Below are 23,408 nucleotides of genomic sequence, written 5' to 3' on the forward strand. Positions count from 1 at the left end.
GCGCCGTCAGCCGGGTCGCGGCGCGCCCAGCGATACCAGCAGATCCTGCGCGGTGCGGATCCGTTCCGTGGCACCCGGCAGTTCCATGATCACGCGCAACTTGTCTTGGCCGTCCATCTTGAACACGCGCGGCTGCTGCTGAATCAGCTTGATCAGCGCCATCGGGTCGATGTCCGGCTTGTCGCGGAACGTAACGCGGCCACCGTTGGCGCCGAAGTCCACCTTGCGAATGCCGAGCGGCGTGGCCATGAGCTTCAACTGAGCCACAGCGAACAGGCACTTGGTCTGATCGGGAAGCAGGCCGAAGCGGTCGATCATTTCCACTTGCAGTTCGCGCAGCCCATCGTCGTTGCGTGCGCTGGCGATGCGCTTGTACAGCGTCAGTCGCGTGTGGACGTCCGGCAGGTAATCCTCGGGGATCAGTGCCGGTACGTGCAGTTCGACCTCGGTCTCGTGTTCGGAGGTGAGGTCGAAATCCGGCACCTTGCCTGATTTCAATGCCCGCACCGCGCGGTCCAGCAGCTCGGTGTAGAGGCCGAAACCGATCTCCTGGATCTGGCCCGACTGCTCCTCGCCCAACATCTCGCCCGCGCCGCGGATCTCCAGGTCGTGCGTGGCGAGCGTGAAGCCGGCACCGAGCTCTTCCAGTGAGGCGAGGGCTTCGAGGCGCTTCTCTGCATCGGCCGTCATCGCCTTGCGGTCAGGCACGATGAGGTAGGCGTAGGCGCGGTGATGCGAACGACCCACGCGTCCGCGCAGCTGGTGAAGCTGGGCGAGGCCGAAGCGGTCCGCGCGGTTCACGACGATGGTGTTGGCGGTGGGAATGTCGATGCCCGACTCGATGATGGTCGTCGACACGAGCACGTTGAAGCGCTGGCGATGGAAGTCGGCCATCACCTGTTCCAACTCGCGTTCCGGCATCTGTCCATGCGCCACGCGGATGCGCGCTTCGGGTACCAACTCGCCCAGCTCGCGCGCGGTACGCTCGATCGATTCGACTTCGTTGTGCAGGAAATACACCTGGCCGCCGCGCGCGAGCTCGCGCTGAATGGCCTCGCGGATCAGCGCCGGCTGGTAGGTGGAAATGAGCGTGCGGACGGCGCTGCGATGGGCCGGCGGCGTGGCGATGATCGAAAGATCGCGCAGTCCGCTCATCGCCATGTTCAGCGTGCGCGGGATGGGCGTGGCGGTGAGGGTCAGCAGATCGACTTCGGCGCGCAGGCGCTTCAACTGTTCCTTCTGGCGCACGCCGAAACGCTGTTCCTCGTCGACGATGACGAGGCCGAGGTTCTTGAAGCGGATGTCGGGTTGCAGCAGCTTGTGCGTACCGACGATGACGTCGATCTGTCCGTCGGCCAGTCGTTCGAGCGCGGCGTCCACTTCCTTCTTCGACTTGAAGCGCGAGAGCACGTCGACGCGTACCGGCCAGTCGGCGAAGCGGTCGGCGAAGTTGCGGTAGTGCTGCTGCGCGAGCAGGGTGGTGGGCACCAGCACGGCCACCTGCTTGCCCGCCGTCGCGGCGGCGAAGGCGGCACGCAGCGCGACCTCGGTCTTGCCGAAGCCCACGTCGCCGCAGACCACGCGATCCATCGCGCGCGGCGCGGCGAGATCGACGATGACGGCATCGATGGCGGCCTGCTGGTCCGCCGTTTCCTCGAACGGGAATGTTGCGGCGAATTCCTCGATCATCTGCCGATCCACCGGCAGCGATTCACCCTGGCGGGCTTCGCGCTGTGCGTAGATGGCCAGCAGCTCGGCCGCCACGTCGCGCACCTTCTCGGCAGCCTTCTTGCGCGCGCGTTCCCATGCGTCGCCGCCCAGCGAATGCAGCGGCGCCAGCTCGGGCGCGGTGCCGGTGTAGCGGCTGACCAGTCCGAGCTGCGCCACCGGCACGTAGAGCTTGTCGCCCTTGGCATATTCGATGGTGAGGAATTCGCCCGGCATGTCGCCGACGTCGAGCGACACCAGGCCCTGGTAACGACCCACACCGTGATCGATGTGCACGATCGGCGAGCCGATGGACAGCTCGGTGAGATCCTTGATGATGCTTTCCGGATCGCGCGCCGCGCTGACGCGGCGCTTGCGGTCCGTGCGCACGCGTTCGCCGAACAGTTCACGTTCGGTCAGTACGGTGAGCGCGGGTTCGGTCAGCGCAAAACCCTGTTCGAGCGATGCCGCGGTGATCGCGAGCGGTTCGCTGCGTGCCAGGAAATCCTTCCAGCCATCGACGTTCACCGGCTTCAAGCCGGCCCCTGCCAATTGCTCGATCAAGGCTTCGCGGCGGCCTGCGGAATCGGCCGCGATGAGCGCGCGTCCAGGATAGCTGGCAAGGAAGTGACGCAGTGCCGTGCCTGGCTCTTCGCCCTTCCGGTTGAGCGGAACATCCGGTGCCGGCTGTGTCCCCAGATCCACCGCGTGCTCGTGACCCTTCGCCACCACGTCCACGCGCGCCTGGCGGTTCAGCCGCTCGCGCAACTGCTCGGGCGGGAGGTAGATTTCCGCGGGCGGCAGGACGGGCCGCTCGATATCGTGCGCGCGTTGCTCGTAGCGTTCGGCGGTCTGCGTCCAGAACTGTTCCGACGATTCCAGCGTGCCCTCGCCGAGTACGAACAACGCATCGCCTGCGATGTAGTCGAACAGCGTTTCCGTGGCGGGGAAGAACAATGGCAGGTAGTACTCGATACCGCCGGGCGTCACGCCTTCCTTCATGTCCTGGTAGAGCGGGCAGCGGCGGATGTCGATCGGGAAGCGTTCGCGCAGGTTGGTGCGGAAAGTCTTCGCGGCATCCTCGGTCAGAGGGAATTCGCGCGCCGGCAGCAGGTCCACGGCGTCCACCTGGTGCTGCGAGCGCTGGGTCTCGGTGTCGAACGTGCGGATCGACTCGACTTCGTCGTCGAACAGTTCTACGCGATAGGGCTCGCTGGCGCCCATGGCATAGATGTCGATGAGCGCGCCACGGACCGCGAAGTCACCGGGCTCGGTGACCTGCGGCACGTTCCGGTAGCCGGCGGCTTCCAGGCGGCGCTGCTCGCCGAGCAGGTCGAGCTTCTGCCCCTTGCGCAGCACGAGCCCCGAGCCGGTGATGTGCGTGCGCGGGGCGATGCGCTGCATCAGCGTCGCTACGGGCACCACGAGCACGCCGCGTCGCGTGGTCGGCAGCCGATACAGCGTCGCGATGCGTTGCGACACCACTTCCGGGTGCGGACTGAATACGTCGTAGGGCAGGGTTTCCCAGTCCGGGAAATGCAGCACGGGCAAGTCGCCCGCAAACACCGCCAGCTCGCTTTCGAGGTTGTCCGCGCTGCGCGTATCGCGAACCACCACGACGAGCAGGCCGTCGTGGGCCCGGGCGGCTTCGGCGATTTCCAGCGCCCAGGACGAGCCGTGCGGCGCGGTCCAGTAGCGACGGGTCTTGGCGTTGACGGGAAGCGGGGGGCGGGGAAGCGCGACAGGCATGGGTCGAGGGCAGACCTTTGCGGACAAGCCGTCGATTGTACTACCCGGGAGCCGCTAGGCCCCCGGCGAGATCCCGGGCAGGGTCAATCGGCGTAGTCGGGCTCGAAGAAACTCCAGCGCACGTCACGGAATCGGGCCTTGAAGTCGGCCTCCACGATGTTGATCGCCTCGACCATGGCGCGCGCCGTGGGCGCGGGCGCCATCCGGGCTTTCACGGCCACCATCACGTCGGTGCCCATCTGCAGGGTCAGCACGTTGTAGACGACCTCGATCTCCTCGCGACCCTCGAGGAAGGCGACCATGGCAGCGCGCTGCTTCGGCTCAACACCCTGGCCGATCAGGAGCGCCTTCACCTCGCGGGCTACCGCCACGGCGACCACGATCAGCAGCACGCCGATGGCGATGGTGCCGAGAGCATCGAAGATCAGGTTGCCTGTGATCATCGTCAGCACTACGGCGATCAGAGCCAGGCAGAGACCGACCAGCGCAGCGAGATCCTCGCCGAAGATCACCAGCAGTTCGCTGGCGCGCGTTTCGCGGAACCACTGCCACAGGGTGCGGCCGTCGCGTGCCTTGTTCACTTCCTGCAGGCAGCCGTGCATGGAGATGCCTTCGGTCACGATCGAGAACGCCAGCACGCCGATGGCCAGCCACGCCCAGCGCAGCGGTTCGGGGTGTGTGAGCTTGTGGATGCCCTCGTAGACAGAAAACATGCCGCCCACGCTGAAGAGCAGGATGGCGACGAGGAACGACCAGAAATACAGGGCGCGGCCCCAGCCGAGCGGATAGTCGGCCGAAGGCGGCCGCTTGGCCTGGCGCATGCCGAGCAGGAGCAGGCCCTGGTTGCCGCAGTCCGCAAGCGAGTGCACCGCTTCGGCGAGCATGGCGCCCGATCCCGTGAAGATCGCCGCGACGAGCTTGGCGACGAAGATGGCGAAGTTGGCTCCGAGCGCGAGGAAGATCGCGCGCTTCGAATCGGCGTGTCCCGACATGGTTTTCCCTGATGGAGGCCCGCGGCGCGTGCGGCCGCGGGGCAATCGCAGGATCTTACCGTATGACGCCGACGCCCACGCCGAAGCTGACGTTCGGATGGCCGCCCGACATCTCCTTGGCCGTCCAGACGTGCGACTGGTTCACGGACACCAGCGGGAAGGTGTACTGCGCCTGCCCGACGTTGCCGGTGCGCGTGCCGTTGAGTCGGCCTGCGATCGTGACGAGGCCGCCCGACGGGTAGTCGAGGCTTTCGACGTAACCCGGCATGGCGGCGATGAAGCGGCCGTTGCCGGTGTCATTGGCCTTGGGCCGCTGCGAACCGTCGAGGGGGTAGGCGAGGACTTCGATTTCGCTGTGGTCGGCGAAGTTGCGCACGTTGACGATGCGCCCGCCCCAGATCACGTCGGCGTTGCCGTAGCGCTCGGGCTCGCGCGCCACTTGGGCGGGCGGCACGGCAGCGTTGTTCGGCGTGGGCTTGTAGATCGGGGCGGGCGCGCAGCCACTGAGGGCGGCGGCAAGGACAACGGCAGGGACGGCGAGACGGACGATGGAAGTACGCATGGGTCGACTCCTGGCTGATGCCTGCGACTTTAGCGCCTTCGCACTGAACGCGGTGCCTGCGAAACGTGGGCGGGGGTTTCATCCCCGCCTTCCTCGACCAGCCAGGTCAGCCGGTATTCGGATTCGCCCGGGGTGCCCAGCAGTTTGGGCAGCAGACGCAGCGAATCGCGCAGTACTTCATCGAACTTCCACGGTGCGTTCACGATGGCAATGCCCGTGCCATTGAGGCGAAGCGGCGAGTCGTCCGGACGCAGCAGGACTTCGGCTGCGAGCACGCGCTTCGCGCCGCTCTTGCTCAGCCAGCGATGGAACGGCTGCACGTGGCTGCGCAGCTTGATCGGATACCAGATGGCGTAGATGCCGCCCGGCCATTTCTCCATGGCGGCCTTCAGCGACTTCTCGATCAGCCGGAACTCGGCATCCTGGGCCTCGAACGGGGGATCGATCAGCACCAGCCCACGCTTTTCCTTCGGCGGCACCAGGGCCCGCATGGCTTCATAGCCATCGCGCTGATGGACGTGTACGCGACTGTCGTGGTGGAAGAGCTGGCGCAACGCCGCGGCTTCCTCGCCGTGCAGTTCGCACAGCTGCGCGGAGTCGCCCGGACGCATGAGGTGCGCGGCGATCCAAGGCGACCCCGGGTAATGGCGCATCGACTCGTCGCCTTCGTTGCAGGCGCGAACGATCTCCAGCCATTTCCACAGCAGCGGCGGCAGGCCGGTGGCGGTACGAAGCACGCCGAAACCGGCATCGGCTTCGGCGGTCTTGCGCGCCTCGGAGCCTCGCAGGTCATAGCGACCTCGCCCGGCGTGTGTGTCGATGTAGCAGAACGGCGCCGCTTTCTTCTGCAGCGATTCGATCAGGGCCACGAGCACCATGTGCTTGAGGACATCGGCAAAATTGCCGGCGTGATAGGCGTGGCGATAATTCATCCGCGCAGTATAGCGGTCGCTGCCCACGCACGCCGGAACGCCTCAATAGGCGAAGGTCACCCGCTTCTTCGGCGCATCGCCCCGTTCGATCCGATCCAGCACGCCGATGGCGAAGTCCGCGATGGAGATCCGGCTGTGGCCCTCTGCATCCACCAGCAGGCGATCATCGCCGAGACGGTAGGCGCCGGTCCGTTCGCCCGGGACGAGTTCGGCGGCGGGGCTGATGTAGGTCCAATCGACCTTCGCGTCGCTGGCGCGGAACACGGCGAGCGCGGCGATCTGCGCGTTGGCCGAGGGCTTCCATGCGTCGGGGAAGTGCGGATCGTCGATCACGCGCACGCCAGGGCTCACCTCGAGGCTGCCTGCGCCGCCCACCCAGGCGAAGCGCGGGACGCCCGCTTCGGCCAGGGCACCGAGCAGCAGCCCTGCCTGTTTCGGCACGTTGGCCGGATCGGCGTGGTCGTTGAGGCTGGCAATGGCCGCATCGGCGCCGCGTAGCGCCTGGGCGTACGACTCGGGGTGGCCCACGTCGCCCGTGACGACGGAGAGGCTGGCGTGGGTAGAGGCGACGCGGGCCGGGTCGCGGACCACGGCGGTCACCTGATGGCCGCGGGCGAGCGCTTCGTCGAGGATCACCTTGCCGATGTTTCCGGTGGCGCCGAACAACACGATTTTCATGAGCGAGTCCTTTGAGTGGCGGGATGGCTGGTGTGAACAGGTGCCAGCATGCGCCTTCGGTCGTTCACGAGAAACGCCGCGTGGCGCAATTCATCGTAAAGTGCGGCTTTACGATCGGGAGCACTCATGGCCGAGGTCAACCTCAATCGTCTCGCCATTTTCGTCACCCTCGTGCGCGCGGGCTCGTTCACCGCAGCAGCCGAGCAACTGGGCACGACCAAGGCCATGGTGAGCCAGCATCTGGCTCGGCTGGAAGACGAACTCGGCGTGCAATTGCTTGTGCGCAGCACGCGGAGGATGTCGCTGACCGATGCGGGCGAGCGTTTCCATGAGGATTGCGTGCGCATCGTCGCCGATGCCGAAGCCGCCATCGCCCACGTGGGCGAGTGCCGGGACAGCCCGATGGGCGTGTTACGCGTTGCCGCGGCGGAAGATCACGGCCCGTCGATCGTCGCGCCCGCCCTGGCCGAGTTCGCCCGGCACTACCCGCAGGTGCGCGTGGATCTGGTGATTGGCGACCGCCTGGTCGATCTCATCGCGGAGCGCATCGATCTTTCGATCCGCATTGGCTGGTTGCGCGATTCGAGCCTGCGGGCGGCGAAGCTCGCCGGCTTCCGCCAGTGTCTGGTCGCCGCCCCGGATTACCTCGCGCGGCATGGGGCGCCTCGCGTGCCTGCCGACTTGGCAGAGCACGCCTGGATCGCCCTTACGGTGCTTTCCTCGCCCACGCGCTGGACGTTCACCGACGAGAGCGGGTCGGATCACTCGGTCCAGACGCGCCCGGTGGCCAGCGCGAATGGCACCCTCGCCGCGCATGCGTTCGTATTGGCCGGCCTGGGAATCTCCGTGCTGCCGGATTACGTGGTGGAAGACGACCTCGCCAATGGCCGGCTCGTGGCCCTGTTGCCGGGCCACAAACTGCCTGATGGGGGCGTCTATGCGGTCTATCCGGGCAAGCACCCGCCGGTGAAGGTTCGCGCGTTCATCGACCTGCTCAAGCAGCGGCTGGGCAGGTCCTGACGCGGCGCGATCAGCCGACCTGGCTGCCCAGCCGCAGGTTGATGCCGAGCTGCGTGGCAATGAGTCGCATGGCCTCGTCGTCGTCCGAGCGCGTGATCCAGCCCGCGTAGACATCATCGTCCTCGGCTTCGCGCGCCCACAAGGTGTAGCCGTGTTCGCGAAGCCTGTCGAACGCGCGGGAAAAGATCTCGACGCCGTCGATATCTTCGTGGAACTCGTCGTCGGCGGGGTCGCCATCCCAATCGAGCACGAGATTCCAGCGCGCCACCAGTTCGTTGATGACCTCCACCAGCGCACGCGTGTCGTCCGCGTCCACCTCGAATCCCGAACGCCAATCGGTCACCTGGGCCACCAGACGGACAGGATCTTCGTCGCCTTCCTCTTCGGTCAGCTCCTGGTAGGCCTTGAACTGCACCTCCGCACTGTCCTCGTCGCCCGGATTGATCAGCAGGAGCAACTGCCACACGTGGGCTTCGGTGGAGTCCTCGCCGTCCTCGTCCTCATCGTAGTCGCGGTCCTCGTAGTCGTCGTCGTAAGCCATGGATCGATATCGCTTCGGGGTAGGGGGCAACAGTATCGCCGATCCCGGCGAATGCGGGATTGGACGTCCAAATCGGCGTGCCAAGGCCTGCGCATGCCCAAATTTCTTATTGACGGCCCTCGGCAAACGCGGTGTCCTTCGATTTAGCCGTCCAATCGGCGCGGCCCCTCGTGGGCCGGTACCAAAGGGGGAAAGCCTATGAAGAGCATCGCGTTCGTCCGGGCGACGGGTGTCGCCCTCATCCTGGCGCTGGTTGTCGGCGCCGCCGCGGCCCGTTCCGACGATCCACCGCCGGACACTTTGTGCACCGTGCTGGGCACGGCGCAGCGTTATGTCGGCACGACCGTGACGGTACGCGGCACGGCCAGCACGGAGGGAAAGACCACGTTGCTTTCCGACGCGCAGTGCAAGGCCGCCATCGGCCTCACCATGGACGACGCCTCGAGCCGCAAGCGCGACATTGCGTCCTTCCGTCGCACCGTGGCGGGCAAAGGGGTTCGTGCGGACGCGACCGTTTTCGGCCGCTTCAAGGCCACCGGGGACGCGCAGACGCCCTACGCCATCGACGTCTACAGCGTCCGCGACGTGAGCGAGCGGCCGGCCGAAGGCGGCTGAAGGCGCAGCACGACGGCGGGTGCTGGCGCCCGCCGTGGCCGATCCGCTAGGCTTCCTCGCTTGATGGCCGCGCCGGCCCCGCCGGCCGCCGCACCTCCTTCGACGGAAGCCCGATGCAGCAGTTGGACAAGGTAAAGATCGGAGTGATCGGGCTGGGCTATGTGGGATTGCCCCTGGCCGTCGAGTTCGGCAAGCGTTTCCCGACCCTCGGTTTCGATATCGACCTGTCGCGCGTGCGCGAGCTGCGCGAGGGCGACGACCGCACGCTCGAGGTGGATCGCGACGCTCTGGGGCAGGCCACGCACCTGGCCTACAGCAGCGAGCTCGACGACCTGCGCGAGTGCAACGTTTTCATCGTGACCGTGCCGACGCCCATCGACAGCGCCAAGCGCCCGGACCTCACGCCGCTGACGCGTGCGAGCGAGGCGCTGGGCAAGGTGCTCAAGCGTGGCGACGTGGTGGTCTACGAGTCCACCGTCTATCCTGGGTGCACCGAAGAAGTCTGCGTGCCGATCCTGGAGCGCGTATCGGGACTGGTGTTCAACCAGGACTTCTTCGCAGGCTATAGCCCCGAACGGATCAACCCGGGCGACAAGACGCACCGGGTGAACAACATCCGCAAGGTCACTTCCGGTTCCACGCCCGAGGCCGCGGATTTCGTCGATGCGCTGTACGCCAGCATCATCGATGCCGGCACCTACAAGGTCAGCCGGATCAAAGTGGCCGAGGCCGCCAAGGTTATCGAGAACACGCAGCGCGACCTCAACATCGCGCTGGTCAACGATCTGGCGATTCTCTTCAACAAGCTCGGCATCGACACCCTCGAAGTGCTCGAAGCCGCAGGCACCAAGTGGAATTTCCTCCCGTTCCGCCCGGGCCTCGTCGGCGGCCATTGCATCGGGGTCGATCCCTACTACCTGACTCATAAGGCACAGGAAGTCGGCCACCACCCGGACGTGATCCTTGCCGGTCGGCGCACCAACGACGGCATGGGGCCATACATTGCCGGCGAAGTGATCCGCCTCATGGTCTGCAAAGGCCTCAATCCCGTCGGCGCGCGCGTGCTGATGCTGGGCCTGGCATTCAAGGAAAACTGCCCCGACCTGCGCAACACGCGCGTCGTGGACATCATCGCTTCGCTGAAGACCTACAACGCCACGATCGACGTCTACGATCCGTGGGTCGATGCTGCCGAAGCCGAGCATATCTACGGCCTGCGTCCTGTGGCGCAGCCCGAGGCGGGTGCGTACGACGCCATCGTCATCGCGGTGGCACATCATCAGTTCCACGAGCTTGGCGCCGTCGGCATTCGCGCATTCGGCAAGCCCGATGCGGTGATCTACGACGTGAAATACGTGCTGCCGCGCGACGCGGTGGACGGCCGGCTGTGAGGCGCAAGTCATGAAGATCCTGGTCACGGGCACGGCCGGTTTCATCGGCTCGCATGTCGCGATGCGGCTCCTGGCGCGCGGCGACGAGATCGTCGGCCTCGACAACCTCAACGACTATTACGACGTGACGCTCAAGCAGGCGCGGCTGGATCGTTTCCGCCACGACCCGCGCTACGTCCACGTGCACGCTGACCTGGCAGATCGCGATGCGATGGCGGACGTCTTTGCGCGTCATCGCCCGCAGCGCGTCGTGCACCTGGCTGCGCAGGCCGGCGTGCGTTACGCAGCGGAGAACCCGCACGTCTACGTGTCGAGCAACGTCACCGGTTTCCTGCACGTCATCGAAGGGTGTCGCACGCATGCGGTCGAACACCTGGTCTTCGCGTCGACCAGCTCGGTCTATGGCGCGAATCGCGCCATGCCGTTCTCCGAACACCAGTCGGCCGAGCATCCGCTGACGCTGTACGCCGCCACCAAGAAGGCCAACGAACAGATGGCGCACAGCTACGCCCATCTGTATGGCACGCCATCCACCGGCCTCCGCTTCTTCACCGTATACGGTCCATGGGGCCGGCCGGACATGGCGCTGTTCCTGTTCACCCGGGCGATCCTCCAGGGCGAGCCGATCAAGGTGTTCAACCACGGTCGGCACCGGCGCAGCTTCACTTACATCGACGATATCGTCGAAGGGGTGATCCGCTGCCTGGACCGTCCGCCGACGATCGATTCGACGTGGGACGGCAAGGCACCCGATCCCTCGTCCAGCGGCGTGGCGCCGTTTCGGTTGTTCAACATCGGTAACGAACACCCGGTCGAGCTGCTCGACTACATCCGTCGCCTTGAGCAATGTCTCGGTCGCGAGGCGATCATGGACATGCTGCCGCTGCAGCCGGGCGACGTACCCGACACCGAAGCCGACGTGAGCGAGCTGCGTCATGCCGTCGGCTACGCGCCGCGGGTTGGCGTGGACGAGGGCGTCGAACGCTTCGTGCGCTGGTATCGCGACTACCACGGCGTCTGAGCCGGTCACGATCGTCCTTGCTGCTGCGCAGCAAGATAGGAAACCTATCGTTTGAACATCCGCGCTTCGCTCGATTGGCGGGCGTGCGATGGCGCAGAATCCCGGGTCATCGTGGCGCCGACGTCGGCGGGGGATCCATGCGCAGCAAGTTGTTCGTGCCCGGCGGGCGCCCGGAACTGTTCGTCAAGGCGTTGGCCAGCGCGGCCGATGCCGTGTCGTTCGACCTCGAGGATGCCGTCCCGCCGGAGGCGAAGCGCTCGGCTCGCGATGCCGTGGCGGCGTTCGTCGGTTCGGCTGCCATGCGCGACGCCGCCAAGCTCTGCATCGTGCGGATCAACGCACCGGACAGCCCATACTTCGAGGACGATCTGAGCGCCGTTGTGCAGCCCGGACTCAGCCTGCTCAACATTCCGAAGCTGGAATCCGCGGACGCCGTGCGTGCCGTCGTCGCCGCACTGGAACGCGTGGAAGCATCGCAGCGCATGGCGCAGCCGGTGGGCCTATTGGTCAACGTGGAGACCCCGCGCGCGCTGACACAGGCCGCGGCCATGGCTTGCGCCCACCCGCGTGTGGCCGGCCTGCAACTCGGTCTCGCCGATCTGTTCGAGCCGTATCACGTCGATCGCACCGACGGCGCGGCCGTTCACGCTGCCATGTTCGCGGTCAAGATGGCCGCCGCGTCAGCCGACGTGTTCGCGGTGGATGCGGCCTTCGCTGCCGTCGACGACGCCGATGGCTATCGCGCGGAGGCGATCATGGCACGCCGTCTCGGGTTCACCGGCAAGACCTGCATCCATCCGCGCCAGGTAGCACTGGCGAATGCCGTGTTCGCGCCGTCAGCCGAAGAACTGGCGGTCGCGCGACGCGTGGTCGCTGCGGCGGCAGACGCTGCGCGCGACGGGCGCGGTGCGTTTCTGCTCGACGGTCGCATGATCGATCTGCCGTTCGTCAAGCGCGCCCAAGCCTTGCTGGCGTCGCACGAATGAACGACGCGCGCGTGCTCGCCACCTTTCGCCGCGCCTGTTTCGCCGTGCTGTTGCTAACCCTGTCGCTGGTCGGCGTGGCGCATGGTGCCGCACTTACGCCGCTCAAGGCGAGGGAGCTTCCGGCCATTCCTTCCCAAGGCGAGATGCGCGGCCTCGCACAACTCGACGGCCGGACTGTCGCCCTCATTGAGGATGGCGCATGGGCGCTGGATGCGGGGGCATCGGCATGGGTACCGCTGGCGTGGTCCGGAGGGCATCCGCCTGCGGGGTTGGATCGCAGCTTTGGCGACGGTAAGCGCGCTTACGTGATGCTGCGCAATGGTGGGAAAGTGACCGCCGTCGCGCGTCTGATTGCCAGCACGGCCGGCCTGGAAGCACGTGTGCTTCCCGCTCTGCCACAACCGCTGGACGATGCGCAGGCGACCGTCTCGGGCAGTGACCTGTTTGTCGTGGGTCGTGACGGTGAGGCCTCGACGCTATGGCGCCTCGATGTCGATACCCCGGGCGCCACGTGGACATCGCTCGGCGGACGGCCGATCCACGCTGCACCGACCACCATCGTGGCACAGGGCAAGGGCGTGTTCGTCACCACCGACGACGCCATCTGGCGCTGGACGGCGGACGACGGCTGGAGCCGTCGCGCGGATCTCCCCGCGATGGTGCTCCCCGGCATGGCGCGTGCGGTAGGTCAGGCGAACATTCTCTATCTCGTGGCCGACGGGGCAGGGCCGGCCCGTGCGATGACCTGGCAGATCGTCACGCGTTCATGGGCGACGCTTCCCGGTGCGACCTTCGCGCAGCCGCAGGCGATGACGCCGTGGGGCGATGGACTGCTCTGGGCGAGATCGGCGGACGGACGCACGCAGGTGGGTTCGGCCGAGATCCAGTCAGGCAAGTTGCTGCTGCGCTGGCTCGACTGGCTCGTGATCGTGGTCTACCTCGCCGGCATGATCGGCATCGGCCTGTACTTCTACCTGCGCGAGAAACGCAACTCGACGTCCAACTTCTTCGTGGGCGGACGCAGCATTCCCTTCTGGGCGGCAGGCATCAGCCTGTATGCCGCGAACACCAGTTCGATAAGTTTCATCGCCATTCCCGCCAAGGCGTTCGAGAGCAACTGGCAGTACATGACGAACAACCTCATCGCGGTATTCGGCCTGATGTTCGTGGCGGTATGGATCGTGCCACTGCTACGCCGGCTCGACCTGATGTCCGTGTTCTCGTACCTCGAAACCCGGTTCCATCCGGCGATCCGCATGCTCGCCAGTGCCTTGTGCATCCTCACCCAGCTCGGCAGCCGCATGAGCGTGATCCTGTTCCTGCCGGCGCTCGCCATCGCCACCATCACGGGGATCAGCACCACCTGGAGCGTGATCCTCATGGGTGGGTTCACGATCGTCTACACCGCCATGGGCGGCATGAAGGCCGTGATCTGGACGGATGTCGTGCAGGTGATCGTCAAAATGGGCGGCGCGATCTTCGCCATCGGTTTCATCATCTGGCATCTGCATGGCGGCATGGGCGAGTTCGTCCACACTGCGATGGCCGACCACAAGCTGCGCCTGCTCGATTTCAGCTTCGACCTGACCAAGGCCACCGTGTGGGGTTTCATCTTTCTCGTGCTGTTCGACGTGGTGCTGACCTTTCCGAAAGATCAGGTCTTGATGCAGCGGACCTTGTCGACGCCTTCCGACAAAGAGGCCGGCCGATCGATCTGGGCGTTCGCGGCAATCATGATTCCCGGCGGCTTCGTGTTCTACATGATCGGCACCGCGCTGTTCGTGTACTACAAGGCGCATCCGGAGCGGATGAACCCCTTGCTGCCCATCGATGCCACGTTTCCACTGTTCATCGCCGCGGAGCTGCCCATGGGGGTGACCGGCCTGATCGTGGCAGGCATCTTCGCCGCCGCGATGGCGACGCTCTCGGGCATCATGAACAGCGTCGCCACGCTGGTCTCCGTGGACTTCTACGAGCGGCTGGTGAAGCACCCCACGCCGAAGCACAGCGTGGTCTTCGCCGAGGTCACCACCATCGTCGTCGGGCTGGTGGGCATCGGACTTGCACTGCTGCTGTCACGCTTCGACGTACATTCCCTCTTCGACGTGTCGATCGAACTGGCGGGACTCCTCGGCGGCGGCTTCGCAGGCGCCTATACGCTGGGCATGTTCACCCGCCGCGCCAACGCGCCGGGCGTGGCCATCGGCATCGCCGCCAGCACCGTGCTCACGCTGGTGGCGTGGATGTTCAAGCTGGTGCATCCGTATTTCTACCTCGCAATCTCCATTTTCCTCTGCATCGTGATCGGCTACGTCGCCAGCCTGTTCTTCCCGGCGCCGACCGGGTCGCTGAAAGGTCTGACGATCCATCGCGACAACGCAGGGCGATGACCTACCATGGCCTACCTCTGACGCGTGCCGGCTAGCCAACGTGGAAACCCAGTTCCTGCATACCTTCATCACCGTGGCCGACCATGGCTCCATGGCGGCCGCGGCGCGCCTGCTGAACATCACGCCCGCGGCCGTGGCCCAGCAGATACGTACGCTGGAGCGCGAGATCGGCGCCACGCTCATCGCTCGTGTGGGGCGTACCGTCAGCGTCACGGAAGAAGGCTCGCGGATACTGCAGCGCTCGCGCGACCTCCTGCGCAACGTGGCCGACCTGCGCAGCGTCGCCAACGAGAGCGGCGTATCGGGCGAACTGCGCCTCGGCGCGTGTCCCACGGCCCTCGCAGGCATGCTTCCCGACGTGCTCGCGCGCATGGTGGAGACCTTTCCGCGCATCAACGTCTTCATCAAGCCCGGCTATTCGGTGGACCTCTACCGCGACGTCGAGACCGGCGATCTCGATGCAGCCGTCGTGCTCCAGGCACCGTTTCCGCTGCCGAAGACCTGCGAATGGCAATTGCTGCGCGAGGAGCCGCTGGTCGTGTTGGCGCCACGCAGCATGGCTGCACGCGATCCGCATGAGTTGCTCGCCAGCGAGCCGTTGATCCGCTACGACCGTAACCAGTGGGGCGGCCGACAGGCGGACGATTACCTTCGCGCGAATGGCATCGTGCCGCGCGAGCGCTTCGAATTGAACGCGCTCAATGCCATCGCGGTGATGGTCGATCGTGGCCTCGGCGTGTCGTTGGTGCCGGACTGGGCGCAACCGTGGCCCGAAGGACTCGACCTCGTGCGCTTACCGCTGCCCAAGCCTTCGGAGCCGCGTCGCATCGGCATCGTATGGTCACGCTCCAGTGTTCGCGTCCGGCTCGTCACGGTGTTGTTGCAGGAGAGTCGCAAGGCCATGGAGAAGACGCGTGCGCCTGCACGTTGAACATGTCGATCATGTTGCGTCGCCGCATAGTTTTGCTTGGTTCGTAAGCAACAAAAACTAGTCTCTGAACATACCCGGCATCGGTTTCTCGGCACGCGCGAACCGCATAGATTCGCCATCAACGAAAACACCAGCCGAAGGGCGCGCCGGGGAGGGCGCAGCCAATCGCGAAAGCCGAGCTTCATCCGTCAGGCGCGCCGCCCCAGAGCGATCGCGCCGCCTTCGCCCACGCGGGCGATCCGCTCCAACGGCACCTACGGACCCGACATGATCAAACCACTTTCCGCCGCCATCGGCAGCATCCTGCTGGCATCCCTTTTCGTCACCGCGGCGCATGCGCAGGAGACGCCCGCACCGGCGGCCTCCGACACGCAGGACACGGCGAAGAAAAAGAACGACAAGAAGAGCGAGCCGACCGACCTCGACCAGGTGATTGTCACGGGAACGCGCATGCCGAAGGCGGTGGACGAAATCCCCGGCGCGATCACCATCGTCAACAAGGAAGAGATCGCACACACGCTGCTGGTGACGGAGGACGCGACGGCCGTGCTGGCGCGTTCCGTGCCCGGCTATGCGGAATCGTCGCAGGCGATGAGCAACACGGGCGAAACCTTGCGTGGTCGCATTCCGCTGCGCCTGTTCGACGGCGTGCCCCAGGGCTCGCCGCTGCGCGAGGGCTCGCGCAACGGCACCTTTACCGACATGGGCATCGTCGGTCGCGTCGAGGTGATCAACGGCCCGTCGGCATCCGAAGGCATCGGTGCGGCGGGCGGCATCATCAACTACATCTCGAAGACGCCGACGAAGGAAGGCAACGAGACCACCATCACCACGCGCTACCAGACCCAGGGCAAGTCCGATAGCGGCGGTTGGAAGACGGGCGTGACGTTCAGCCGCAAGGAGGGTAGCTACGACGTGCTGCTCTCGGGCTCGTACATCGACCGCGGCATCACCTACGACGGCAACGGTCGTCGCATCGGCCTCAACACGTCGGGCTCGCTCGCCGATTCGACGTCGAAGAACCTGTTCGCGAAGGTGGGCTACAACTTCGGCGAGAACGACGATCAGCGCATCCAGGCCTCCGTCAGCAGGTTCAAGATCCAGGGCAAGGGCGAGTACGTTCAGGTGCTGGGCTGCCGCGGCCCTACCGACAATCCGCCCTGCGCCGTACCGCGTACGAATACCTCGGAGAAGGGGCACATCTTCGGTTCCAAGGATGCGTTCAACGACTTCAAGCAGTATTCGGTGGAATACAGCCACAAGAACGTGCTCGGCGGCTCGCTCGACATCAACGCTTACAAGGCCGACCAGGCCATGCGCTACCTGCCGGAAAACACCGAGGACAAGCAGGACCCGTTGATCGCGCCGCTCAACACGCTCTTCGACCAGTCCGAGATCACCGCAAAGAAGCGCGGTATCCGTACCTCGTGGACGCGTCCCGATTTCCTCGTCACCGGGTTGGAACTGCACACCGGCGTGGACGTGGCACGCGACGAGGCCCAGCAGCGGCTGGCCTTGACGGGCCGCTTGTGGGTGCCGCCGATGATCTACAACAGCGTGGCGCCGTATCTGCAGCTCTCCTACGACATCGGTCCGTTCACCATCAGCGGTGGCTATCGCCGTGAGAGCGATCGCCTCACGGTCAACAGCTACACCACCACGTATTACCGCAACCGGGTGTTCGTGCAGGGCGGCAAGCTCTCGTACAAGGAAAATCTGCGCAACATAGGCGGCATCTGGCGCGTCAATGACCAGTGGTCGATCTTTGCCTCGTACAGCGAAGGCTTCACGCTGCCCAACATCGGCATCCCGCTGCGCAACATCAGCACGCCGGGCCAGTCGGTCAGCCGGATCCGCGATCTCGAAGCCATCATCTACAAGAACAACGAATTCGGCTTCAACTGGCGCGGCGACAACGGCGCATTCGGTGCCACGCACTACATCTCCAAGTCGCCGTTCGGTTCGTCGCTCGCGGTCGATCCGCACACCACCGACTTCATTCTCTCACGCGCACCGGTGCGCATCGAGGGCACCGAAGTCACCGGCGAGTGGCGCTTCAACGACCAGTGGAAAGTGAACGGGATCTACTCGCACATCAGCGGACGCACCTCGTTCTGGTCGAGCGATCCCGCTGGCCGCTACGGCAACGGCGGGCTGAACAAGCCGCTCGGTGTGCTCGACATCAATCCCGACAAGCTGGCGTATTCGGTCACCTGGACCTATTCGTCGCGCCTGGACGCCACGCTCGGTGCGACCTCGTTGTTTGGCCGGCATATCTCGGGCCACGACGTCCGGAGCTACGATGGCGCCACCTTCAGCTACGACGAGCGCACGCATGGCTACACGCTATGGGATCTCGGCGTGAACTACGGGCTCGAACGCTACGGCAAGCTCTCGCTCGGTGTGGAGAACCTGCTCGACAAGCAGTACATCCTGAGTTGGTCGCAGTTGGCGGGCTACCAGAACTACTGGGCGGGTCGCGGGCGGGTCACCTCGCTCACCTACACGATCACCCTGTGATCGGACGGTTCCTCCGCCGTACCGGATTTCTGGGCGCGGTACTCGCCGGCCTCGCGCTGGCCTGCGCTTCGGCGCAGGCCGAGCAGCCGTGGGCTCCCGCGCGCCTGGAAACCCTGCACACCTTTCTGCGAGGCGCCACGAACGATCAGGGCTACCTCGGCGCCGTAAGCCTTATCGTCCACGAGGGTCGCGTGGTGGACGTCGGCGTGTACGGCTACGAAGATCTTGCGCGTCGCCGACCCATGCGGCGCGACGCGATCTTTCGTATCTATTCGATGACCAAGACGGTTACCTCCGTGGCGTTGATGATGCTGGTGGAGGAGGGCAAGGTCACGCTCGACCAGCCGTTGGCGTATGTTCTTCCGGGCTTCGATGCGCCCCGCGTTCTCAACAGGGGACCCGACGGCGCGCCCGTCAGCCGCGCCGCGTCGCGCCGTATCACGCTGCGTGATCTGCTCACGCACACGGCGGGGTATCCGGCGGGCTTGCCTGGCGACGAACCCGCATTGGCTGCCATGGAGCGCGCCCATCCGCATGGTGCGAACGACCTCGCGGGTTTCACCGAGCGCATGCGCAACGTGCCGCTGGCTGCCGATCCCGGTACCCGGTTCGGCTACGACGGCGCCGCCATCGAACTGATCGCGCGCGTGGTGGAGGTGGTCTCGAAGAAACCGTTTCCCGTGTTCCTGCACGAGCGCATCTTCGTCCCACTCGACATGCGCGACACCGGCTTTTCCGTGCCTGCCAACGAGCGGCATCGTGTCGTGGACCTCACTCGTATGGGGAACGACGGTCGCCTCGTTCTCGACGGCAGCCCGAGCGCGCAGCATCCCGGGGATGCCTTGAACCGCTACGCCAGCGGTGCGGGCGGGCTCTATGCCACCGTCGACGACTATGCACACTTCGCACAGATGCTCCTGGATGGCGGACGTTATCGCGACCACGTACTGCTCGGGCGCAAGACGGTGGCGTTCATGCTCAGCAACCAGCTCGGCATGCTCGACCCGCCCGTGGACCAGTTCAGCGCGGGCGAGGGCTTCGGCATTGGCGGCTACGTGGTGCTCGATCCGGCGCTGCGAGGGCAACTCGGGTCCGTGGGCCAGTACGGTTGGTCCGGCGCGGCGTCCACGACGTACACCATCGACCTCGGCGAGCGACTGATCGCGATCCTCATGTTGCAACATCTTCCTCGCGACGATGGCGGCTACGACCTGCCACGGCTTGCGCGCCCCTTCTATGACCTCGTCTACCATGCCCTCCCATGACCCCCATGCGTCCGCTGCCATGATCGATTCGAACGACGACCGCGACGACCCGCCGCGTGTGACCCACGAGTTCAAGTTCTCGCACGTCACCACCGGTCGCTACCTGCCCACGCCGGGCAAGGCGCCAGGGTGGCCGTTCGCCGAGATCGGGCACTGGAAGATGGACGTCGATGGCAGCGTGGACGACTGGGTTCGCGAACTCGCCGACTGGCGGCGCGAACATCTCGTGCGTATCGGCTATGACGACGCGAACTATCGCCGACCCGAACTGCAATGGGCGCAGCGGAACTTCGTGCACGCGCAGATGATGGTCGAGGATCGCTATTTCTACGATCCCGTGGCGCGTCGCTACACGGTCGATCGCTACCTCGACGATCTCGAATGCCGCTTCGGCGGCATCGACAGCGTGCTCATCTGGTTCGTCTATCCCAACATCGGTATCGACGACCGCAACAAGACCGACCTCGCGCACGATCTGCCTGGCGGGCTCGAAGGCCTGCGCAGCGCCGTGGACGATTTTCACCGCCGCGGCGTGCGCGTGTTCCTGCCTACCATGCCCTGGGACCACGGAACGCGTCCGAGCGGGGAGAGCGACTGGCAGAGTATGGCGACGCTGGTCGAGGCGGTCGGTGCAGATGGCATCAATGGCGATACCTACAACGGCGTACCGCGTGCGTTCTTCGACGCCTGCGATGCCGTCGGGCGTCCCGTGGTGCTGCAACCGGAATCGACGATCAGTGCGGAAGAGCAACTGATCTGGAACGTGCAGAGCTGGGGCAAGAAGGCGCCGAACGAGCCCGTGCCGCCGGTCGCCAAGTTCAAGTGGCTCGAACCGCGGCACATGATCAATTACGAGAATCGTTGGGGCCGCGACCGCCAGCACGATCTCCAATACATCTTCTTCAACGGCATCGGCTACAACGCCTGGGAGAACGTCTGGGGCATCTGGAACGCCTTCACGCATCGCGATGCGGAAACGCTTCGCCGCATCGCGTCGATCGAACGGCAGTTCGCGCCGGCGATGGTGAGCATGGACTGGCGTCCGTACGAGCGCACGCGGCAGGCAGGCGTGTTCGCCAGCCGCTTTCCGCTGGAAGCCTATACGCTCTGGACCGTCATCAATCGCAACGAATACGTCGTCGACGGCGAGCAACTGGCGATTCCCCATGTCGAAGGCACCCGCTATGTGGATGTGTGGAACGGCGTGACGCTGACCCCGCGCCTGGACGACGAGCAGGCCGTCCTCAGCTTCGCGTTGGAAGGGAGGGGTTTCGGCGCTGTGCTGGCACTGCGCGAGGGTGCATCCATCGACGGACTCGACGATTTCCTTGCCACGATGCGACGCCTGGCAGAGACGCCGCTGTCGTCGCTGTCCGCCACTTGGCACAGCCTGCCGCAGCGCCAGGTGCCGATCGCGCCCACCTTGCCGCAGGCGCAAGCGCCCGAGGGCATGGTCAGCATTCCCGCCGGTGAGTTCGACTTCGTGGTCGGTGGCGTCGAGATCGAGGGGCAGACCTGGGAAGGCAACGACGTGCAGTACCCCTGGGAACCCAGTGCGCGGCGTCACCACCGCCAGCGCATGCAGGTGGCCGCGTTCCACATCGACCGCACACCGGTGACCAATGCGCAGTTCGCGACCTTCCTGGCCGACAGCGGCTGGTGGCCGGCGGACGATCACCACTTCCTGCATCACTGGCGGGGCGGCGAGCCGCCAGCAGGATGGGAGAACAAGCCGGTGACGTGGGTGGCCCTTGAGGATGCGCGCGCCTACGCCGCCTGGGCCGGCAAGCGTCTCCCGCACGAATGGGAATGGCAGTACGCGGCGCAGGGAACCGACGGCCGTCGGTATCCCTGGGGCGATGCATGGCGCGACGACCTCGTGCCGTCGCCGAACCGCGGACGCATCCTGCGTGCGCCTGCCGACGTCGAGGCCTTCCCCGAGTCAGCGAGCCCGTTCGGCGTGCTCGACCTCGTCGGCAACGTGTGGCAATGGACCGACGAATACGAAGACGAGCACACGCGCAGTGCCATTCTCCGCGGCGGCAGCGCCTATCAGCCCCAGACGTCACACTGGTATTTTCCGCAGGCTTATCGTCTGGACCAGCACGGCAAGTATCTGCTGATGGCGCCGTGCAAGGACCGCTCCGGGTGTGTCGGCTTCCGCTGCGTGGTGGATGTCGCATGATGCCGCGCACGCGTTTCGACGGCTTGCTGGGCGACGCGCTCGCTGCCAATCTGCGCGGACGGCTTTCGCATTTCATTGTGGACGAGACGAGTCCGGCGATCGTGCTGTTCTCGCCGGAGCGGCGCGCGACGAACGAGGAAGGCGACTGGTACGGCGAGCACGCCGGCAAGTGGCTGGTCGCGGCCTCGCGCGCCGCAGCGCGCAGCGGTGACGCGGCGTTACGCACGAACGTGATTCGCGTGGCCGATTATCTGCTCTCGGTGCAGGAACCCGACGGCTACCTCGGCACCTATGCGCCCGCACGACGTTTCATGCATCCCCGGCCGCCGAGACCGGTGACCTGGGACGGTGCCCCCAGCGTGCGCACCTGGGACATCTGGACGCACGCCTATCTCGTCCTGGGTCTGATCGAGGTGCATCGTCAGCTCGGCGGCGATCGGTATCTCGACGCAGCGCGGCGCATCGGCGATCTGTGTCTACGGACCCTGGGCGATGGCGGCATCGACATCACCGACCTGGGCAATCATTTCGGTATGTCGGCCACGGTGTTGCTCGATCCCGCGGTGGAACTGCATGTGGCGACGGGGGACGCCCGTTACCTCGACCTTGCGCGTCTCGTACTCGCGCAAGCCGACGCGAACCCGCACCTCGCCTTGTTACGCCAGGCGCTTGCCGGAGCGGATGCGGCATTCATCGGTACAGGCAAGGCGTATCAGCTCGCCTGGAACATGGTCGGTGTAGCGAAACTCCATCGGGTCACCGACGATCCGGCACTATTGAACGCGGCGCGCAATGTATGGGCCAGCATCCGCGAGCATCACCTCACGCTGGGCGGCGGTCCTTGGGGCGGCGTGGCGCACCGGTCGCGCGAGGTGTTCAACGCACCGGGCGCCTTCAGTCCCGAGGCATACATCGAGACCTGTTCCACGCTGGCCTGGATCCAGCTCAATCGCGAACTGCTCGCTGCGACCGGCGAGGCATGTTTCGCGGAAGAGATCGAGCGTTCCGCCTATAACGACCTGCTCGCCGCACAGGCGCCTGACGGCGAAGGCTGGTGCTACTACGTGTTCCCCAACGGGCGGCGCGTGCACACGACCTACTGGCGTTGCTGCAAATCCAGTGGTGCGATGGCGATCGAGGAATTGCCGGCGCTGGCGACGAGCGTGCGCGATGGCGCCACGCTCGACGTGAACCTCTATGGCCCGGGCGAGACCGTGGTCGTGCTAGAAGGCGTTGGTCTCGTCACGCTCCGCCAGGACACCGCATGGCCTTACCCGGACGACGTCCGGCTGCACGTCGCGCTCGAGCGGGAAGGTCGGTTCGCCCTGCGTCTTCGCATCCCGTCCTGGGCCGATGGCGCGGTCCTTCTGGTGAATGGCGAGGCCGCAGGTGTCGCGATCACGCCAGGCGAATACGCATCCATCGAGCGGGTGTGGCGTGACGGCGACCAGGTGACGGCGGTGTTCCCCTTCGTCCCGGTGGCCCATCGTGCGTCGAACCGGAACGTGCAGGAATCGCGGGCACCCGATGGCAGCGAGGTACGCCAGGAAGTGCTGCGCTTCGATTACGTCGGCTTCACCTGCGGTCCGCTGGTGTATGCCACCGAGCGGATCGACGGCTTCAAGACCGCCGAGACGGTGAGGCTGCCCGAGGGCCCGTCGAAGCTGTGGCTGAAGCTCGACCTGGAGGAGGGCGGCGCACCCGCGTTGTCGTTCTACCCGGGCTATCGCCCGCCGCTGCGCTTCACGCCTTACTTCGCCGCGGGTGGTCGCCGCGACGGCGCCTGGCGCCTGACCTGGCTGCAGGTCGCAGCCGCGGATTGATTGCGCGTTCAAGCAATATTTTCTGCTGCCAGAACATATCCAAAGCGGGCTGATCGCGCACCGCGCCTGCTGCAAAGTGATCCGCGCAAACGGGACATGG

17 protein-coding genes are annotated in these 23,408 nt (G+C 65.7%); 11 read left to right on the forward strand and 6 right to left on the reverse strand.

The window, feature by feature from the left end:
• Nucleotides 1-6: 6 nt before the first annotated feature.
• From mfd to BT115_RS13685, 5 genes are all read right to left on the reverse strand, one after another.
• Nucleotides 7-3,456, reverse strand: a complete 3,450-nt coding sequence (mfd, locus tag BT115_RS13665; RefSeq protein WP_072323104.1) for a transcription-repair coupling factor — start codon at nt 3,454-3,456, stop codon at nt 7-9.
• Between the two features lie 83 nt (nt 3,457-3,539).
• Entirely contained in the window at nt 3,540-4,448 is a 909-nt protein-coding gene (locus BT115_RS13670) for a cation diffusion facilitator family transporter (RefSeq protein WP_072323105.1), read from the reverse strand.
• A gap of 55 nt (nt 4,449-4,503) precedes the next feature.
• Nucleotides 4,504-5,010 (reverse strand): Slp family lipoprotein, encoded by a 507-nt coding sequence (locus BT115_RS13675; RefSeq protein WP_072323106.1) that lies wholly within the window; start codon nt 5,008-5,010, stop codon nt 4,504-4,506.
• A gap of 29 nt (nt 5,011-5,039) precedes the next feature.
• On the reverse strand, nt 5,040-5,942 hold the full coding sequence (rlmJ, locus tag BT115_RS13680; RefSeq protein WP_072323222.1) for a 23S rRNA (adenine(2030)-N(6))-methyltransferase RlmJ: 903 nt from the start codon (nt 5,940-5,942) through the stop codon (nt 5,040-5,042).
• A 42-nt stretch (nt 5,943-5,984) separates the two neighbouring features.
• Nucleotides 5,985-6,620, reverse strand: a complete 636-nt coding sequence (locus BT115_RS13685; protein WP_072323107.1) for an NAD(P)-dependent oxidoreductase — start codon at nt 6,618-6,620, stop codon at nt 5,985-5,987.
• Nucleotides 6,621-6,746: 126 nt separating this feature from the next.
• Here BT115_RS13685 and BT115_RS13690 point away from each other — a divergent pair, with 126 nt between their 5' ends.
• Nucleotides 6,747-7,640 (forward strand): LysR family transcriptional regulator, encoded by an 894-nt coding sequence (locus tag BT115_RS13690; protein WP_072323108.1) that lies wholly within the window; start codon nt 6,747-6,749, stop codon nt 7,638-7,640.
• A gap of 10 nt (nt 7,641-7,650) precedes the next feature.
• On the opposite strand, the gene BT115_RS13695 is transcribed toward BT115_RS13690, so the two are convergent.
• Nucleotides 7,651-8,181 carry a DUF6630 family protein gene (locus BT115_RS13695; protein ID WP_072323109.1) on the reverse strand — a complete coding sequence of 177 codons (531 nt, stop codon included), beginning with the start codon at nt 8,179-8,181 and terminating at the stop codon, nt 7,651-7,653.
• Between the two features lie 198 nt (nt 8,182-8,379).
• Here BT115_RS13695 and BT115_RS13700 point away from each other — a divergent pair, with 198 nt between their 5' ends.
• From BT115_RS13700 to BT115_RS13745, 10 genes are all read left to right on the forward strand, one after another.
• A complete protein-coding gene (locus tag BT115_RS13700; RefSeq protein ID WP_072323110.1) occupies nt 8,380-8,796 on the forward strand; it encodes a hypothetical protein in 417 nt (138 codons plus the stop codon).
• Between the two features lie 113 nt (nt 8,797-8,909).
• Nucleotides 8,910-10,187: a Vi polysaccharide biosynthesis UDP-N-acetylglucosamine C-6 dehydrogenase TviB gene (gene tviB / locus BT115_RS13705; RefSeq protein ID WP_072323111.1), complete on the forward strand. Its 1,278-nt coding sequence runs from the start codon at nt 8,910-8,912 to the stop codon at nt 10,185-10,187.
• 10 nt (nt 10,188-10,197) lie between these two features.
• Complete coding sequence (locus tag BT115_RS13710; RefSeq protein ID WP_072323112.1) at nt 10,198-11,208, forward strand: NAD-dependent epimerase; 1,011 nt, start codon at nt 10,198-10,200, stop codon at nt 11,206-11,208.
• A gap of 137 nt (nt 11,209-11,345) precedes the next feature.
• Nucleotides 11,346-12,194 (forward strand): HpcH/HpaI aldolase/citrate lyase family protein, encoded by an 849-nt coding sequence (locus tag BT115_RS13715; protein WP_072323113.1) that lies wholly within the window; start codon nt 11,346-11,348, stop codon nt 12,192-12,194.
• The gene (locus BT115_RS13720; protein ID WP_072323114.1) at nt 12,191-14,584 is read left to right on the forward strand and encodes a sodium:solute symporter family transporter; all 2,394 of its coding nucleotides are present in this window, start codon (nt 12,191-12,193) and stop codon (nt 14,582-14,584) included. The genes BT115_RS13715 and BT115_RS13720 overlap by 4 nt, the downstream gene beginning before the upstream one ends.
• 40 nt (nt 14,585-14,624) lie before the next feature.
• Entirely contained in the window at nt 14,625-15,515 is an 891-nt protein-coding gene (locus BT115_RS13725; protein ID WP_072323115.1) for a LysR family transcriptional regulator, read from the forward strand.
• A gap of 267 nt (nt 15,516-15,782) precedes the next feature.
• Complete coding sequence (locus BT115_RS13730; protein WP_072323116.1) at nt 15,783-18,035, forward strand: TonB-dependent receptor; 2,253 nt, start codon at nt 15,783-15,785, stop codon at nt 18,033-18,035.
• Complete coding sequence (locus BT115_RS13735) at nt 18,032-19,300, forward strand: serine hydrolase domain-containing protein (RefSeq protein WP_072323117.1); 1,269 nt, start codon at nt 18,032-18,034, stop codon at nt 19,298-19,300. The genes BT115_RS13730 and BT115_RS13735 overlap by 4 nt, the downstream gene beginning before the upstream one ends.
• 19 nt (nt 19,301-19,319) lie before the next feature.
• Complete coding sequence (locus BT115_RS13740; RefSeq protein WP_072323118.1) at nt 19,320-21,485, forward strand: formylglycine-generating enzyme family protein; 2,166 nt, start codon at nt 19,320-19,322, stop codon at nt 21,483-21,485.
• Nucleotides 21,482-23,308 carry a glycoside hydrolase family 127 protein gene (locus tag BT115_RS13745; protein WP_255369425.1) on the forward strand — a complete coding sequence of 609 codons (1,827 nt, stop codon included), beginning with the start codon at nt 21,482-21,484 and terminating at the stop codon, nt 23,306-23,308. The genes BT115_RS13740 and BT115_RS13745 overlap by 4 nt, the downstream gene beginning before the upstream one ends.
• The last annotated feature ends 100 nt before the right edge of the window (nt 23,309-23,408 follow it).

Origin of the sequence: Luteibacter sp. UNCMF366Tsu5.1, assembly GCF_900119235.1 — a bacterium.
In the GTDB taxonomy this organism is placed as follows: domain Bacteria; phylum Pseudomonadota; class Gammaproteobacteria; order Xanthomonadales; family Rhodanobacteraceae; genus Luteibacter; species Luteibacter flocculans.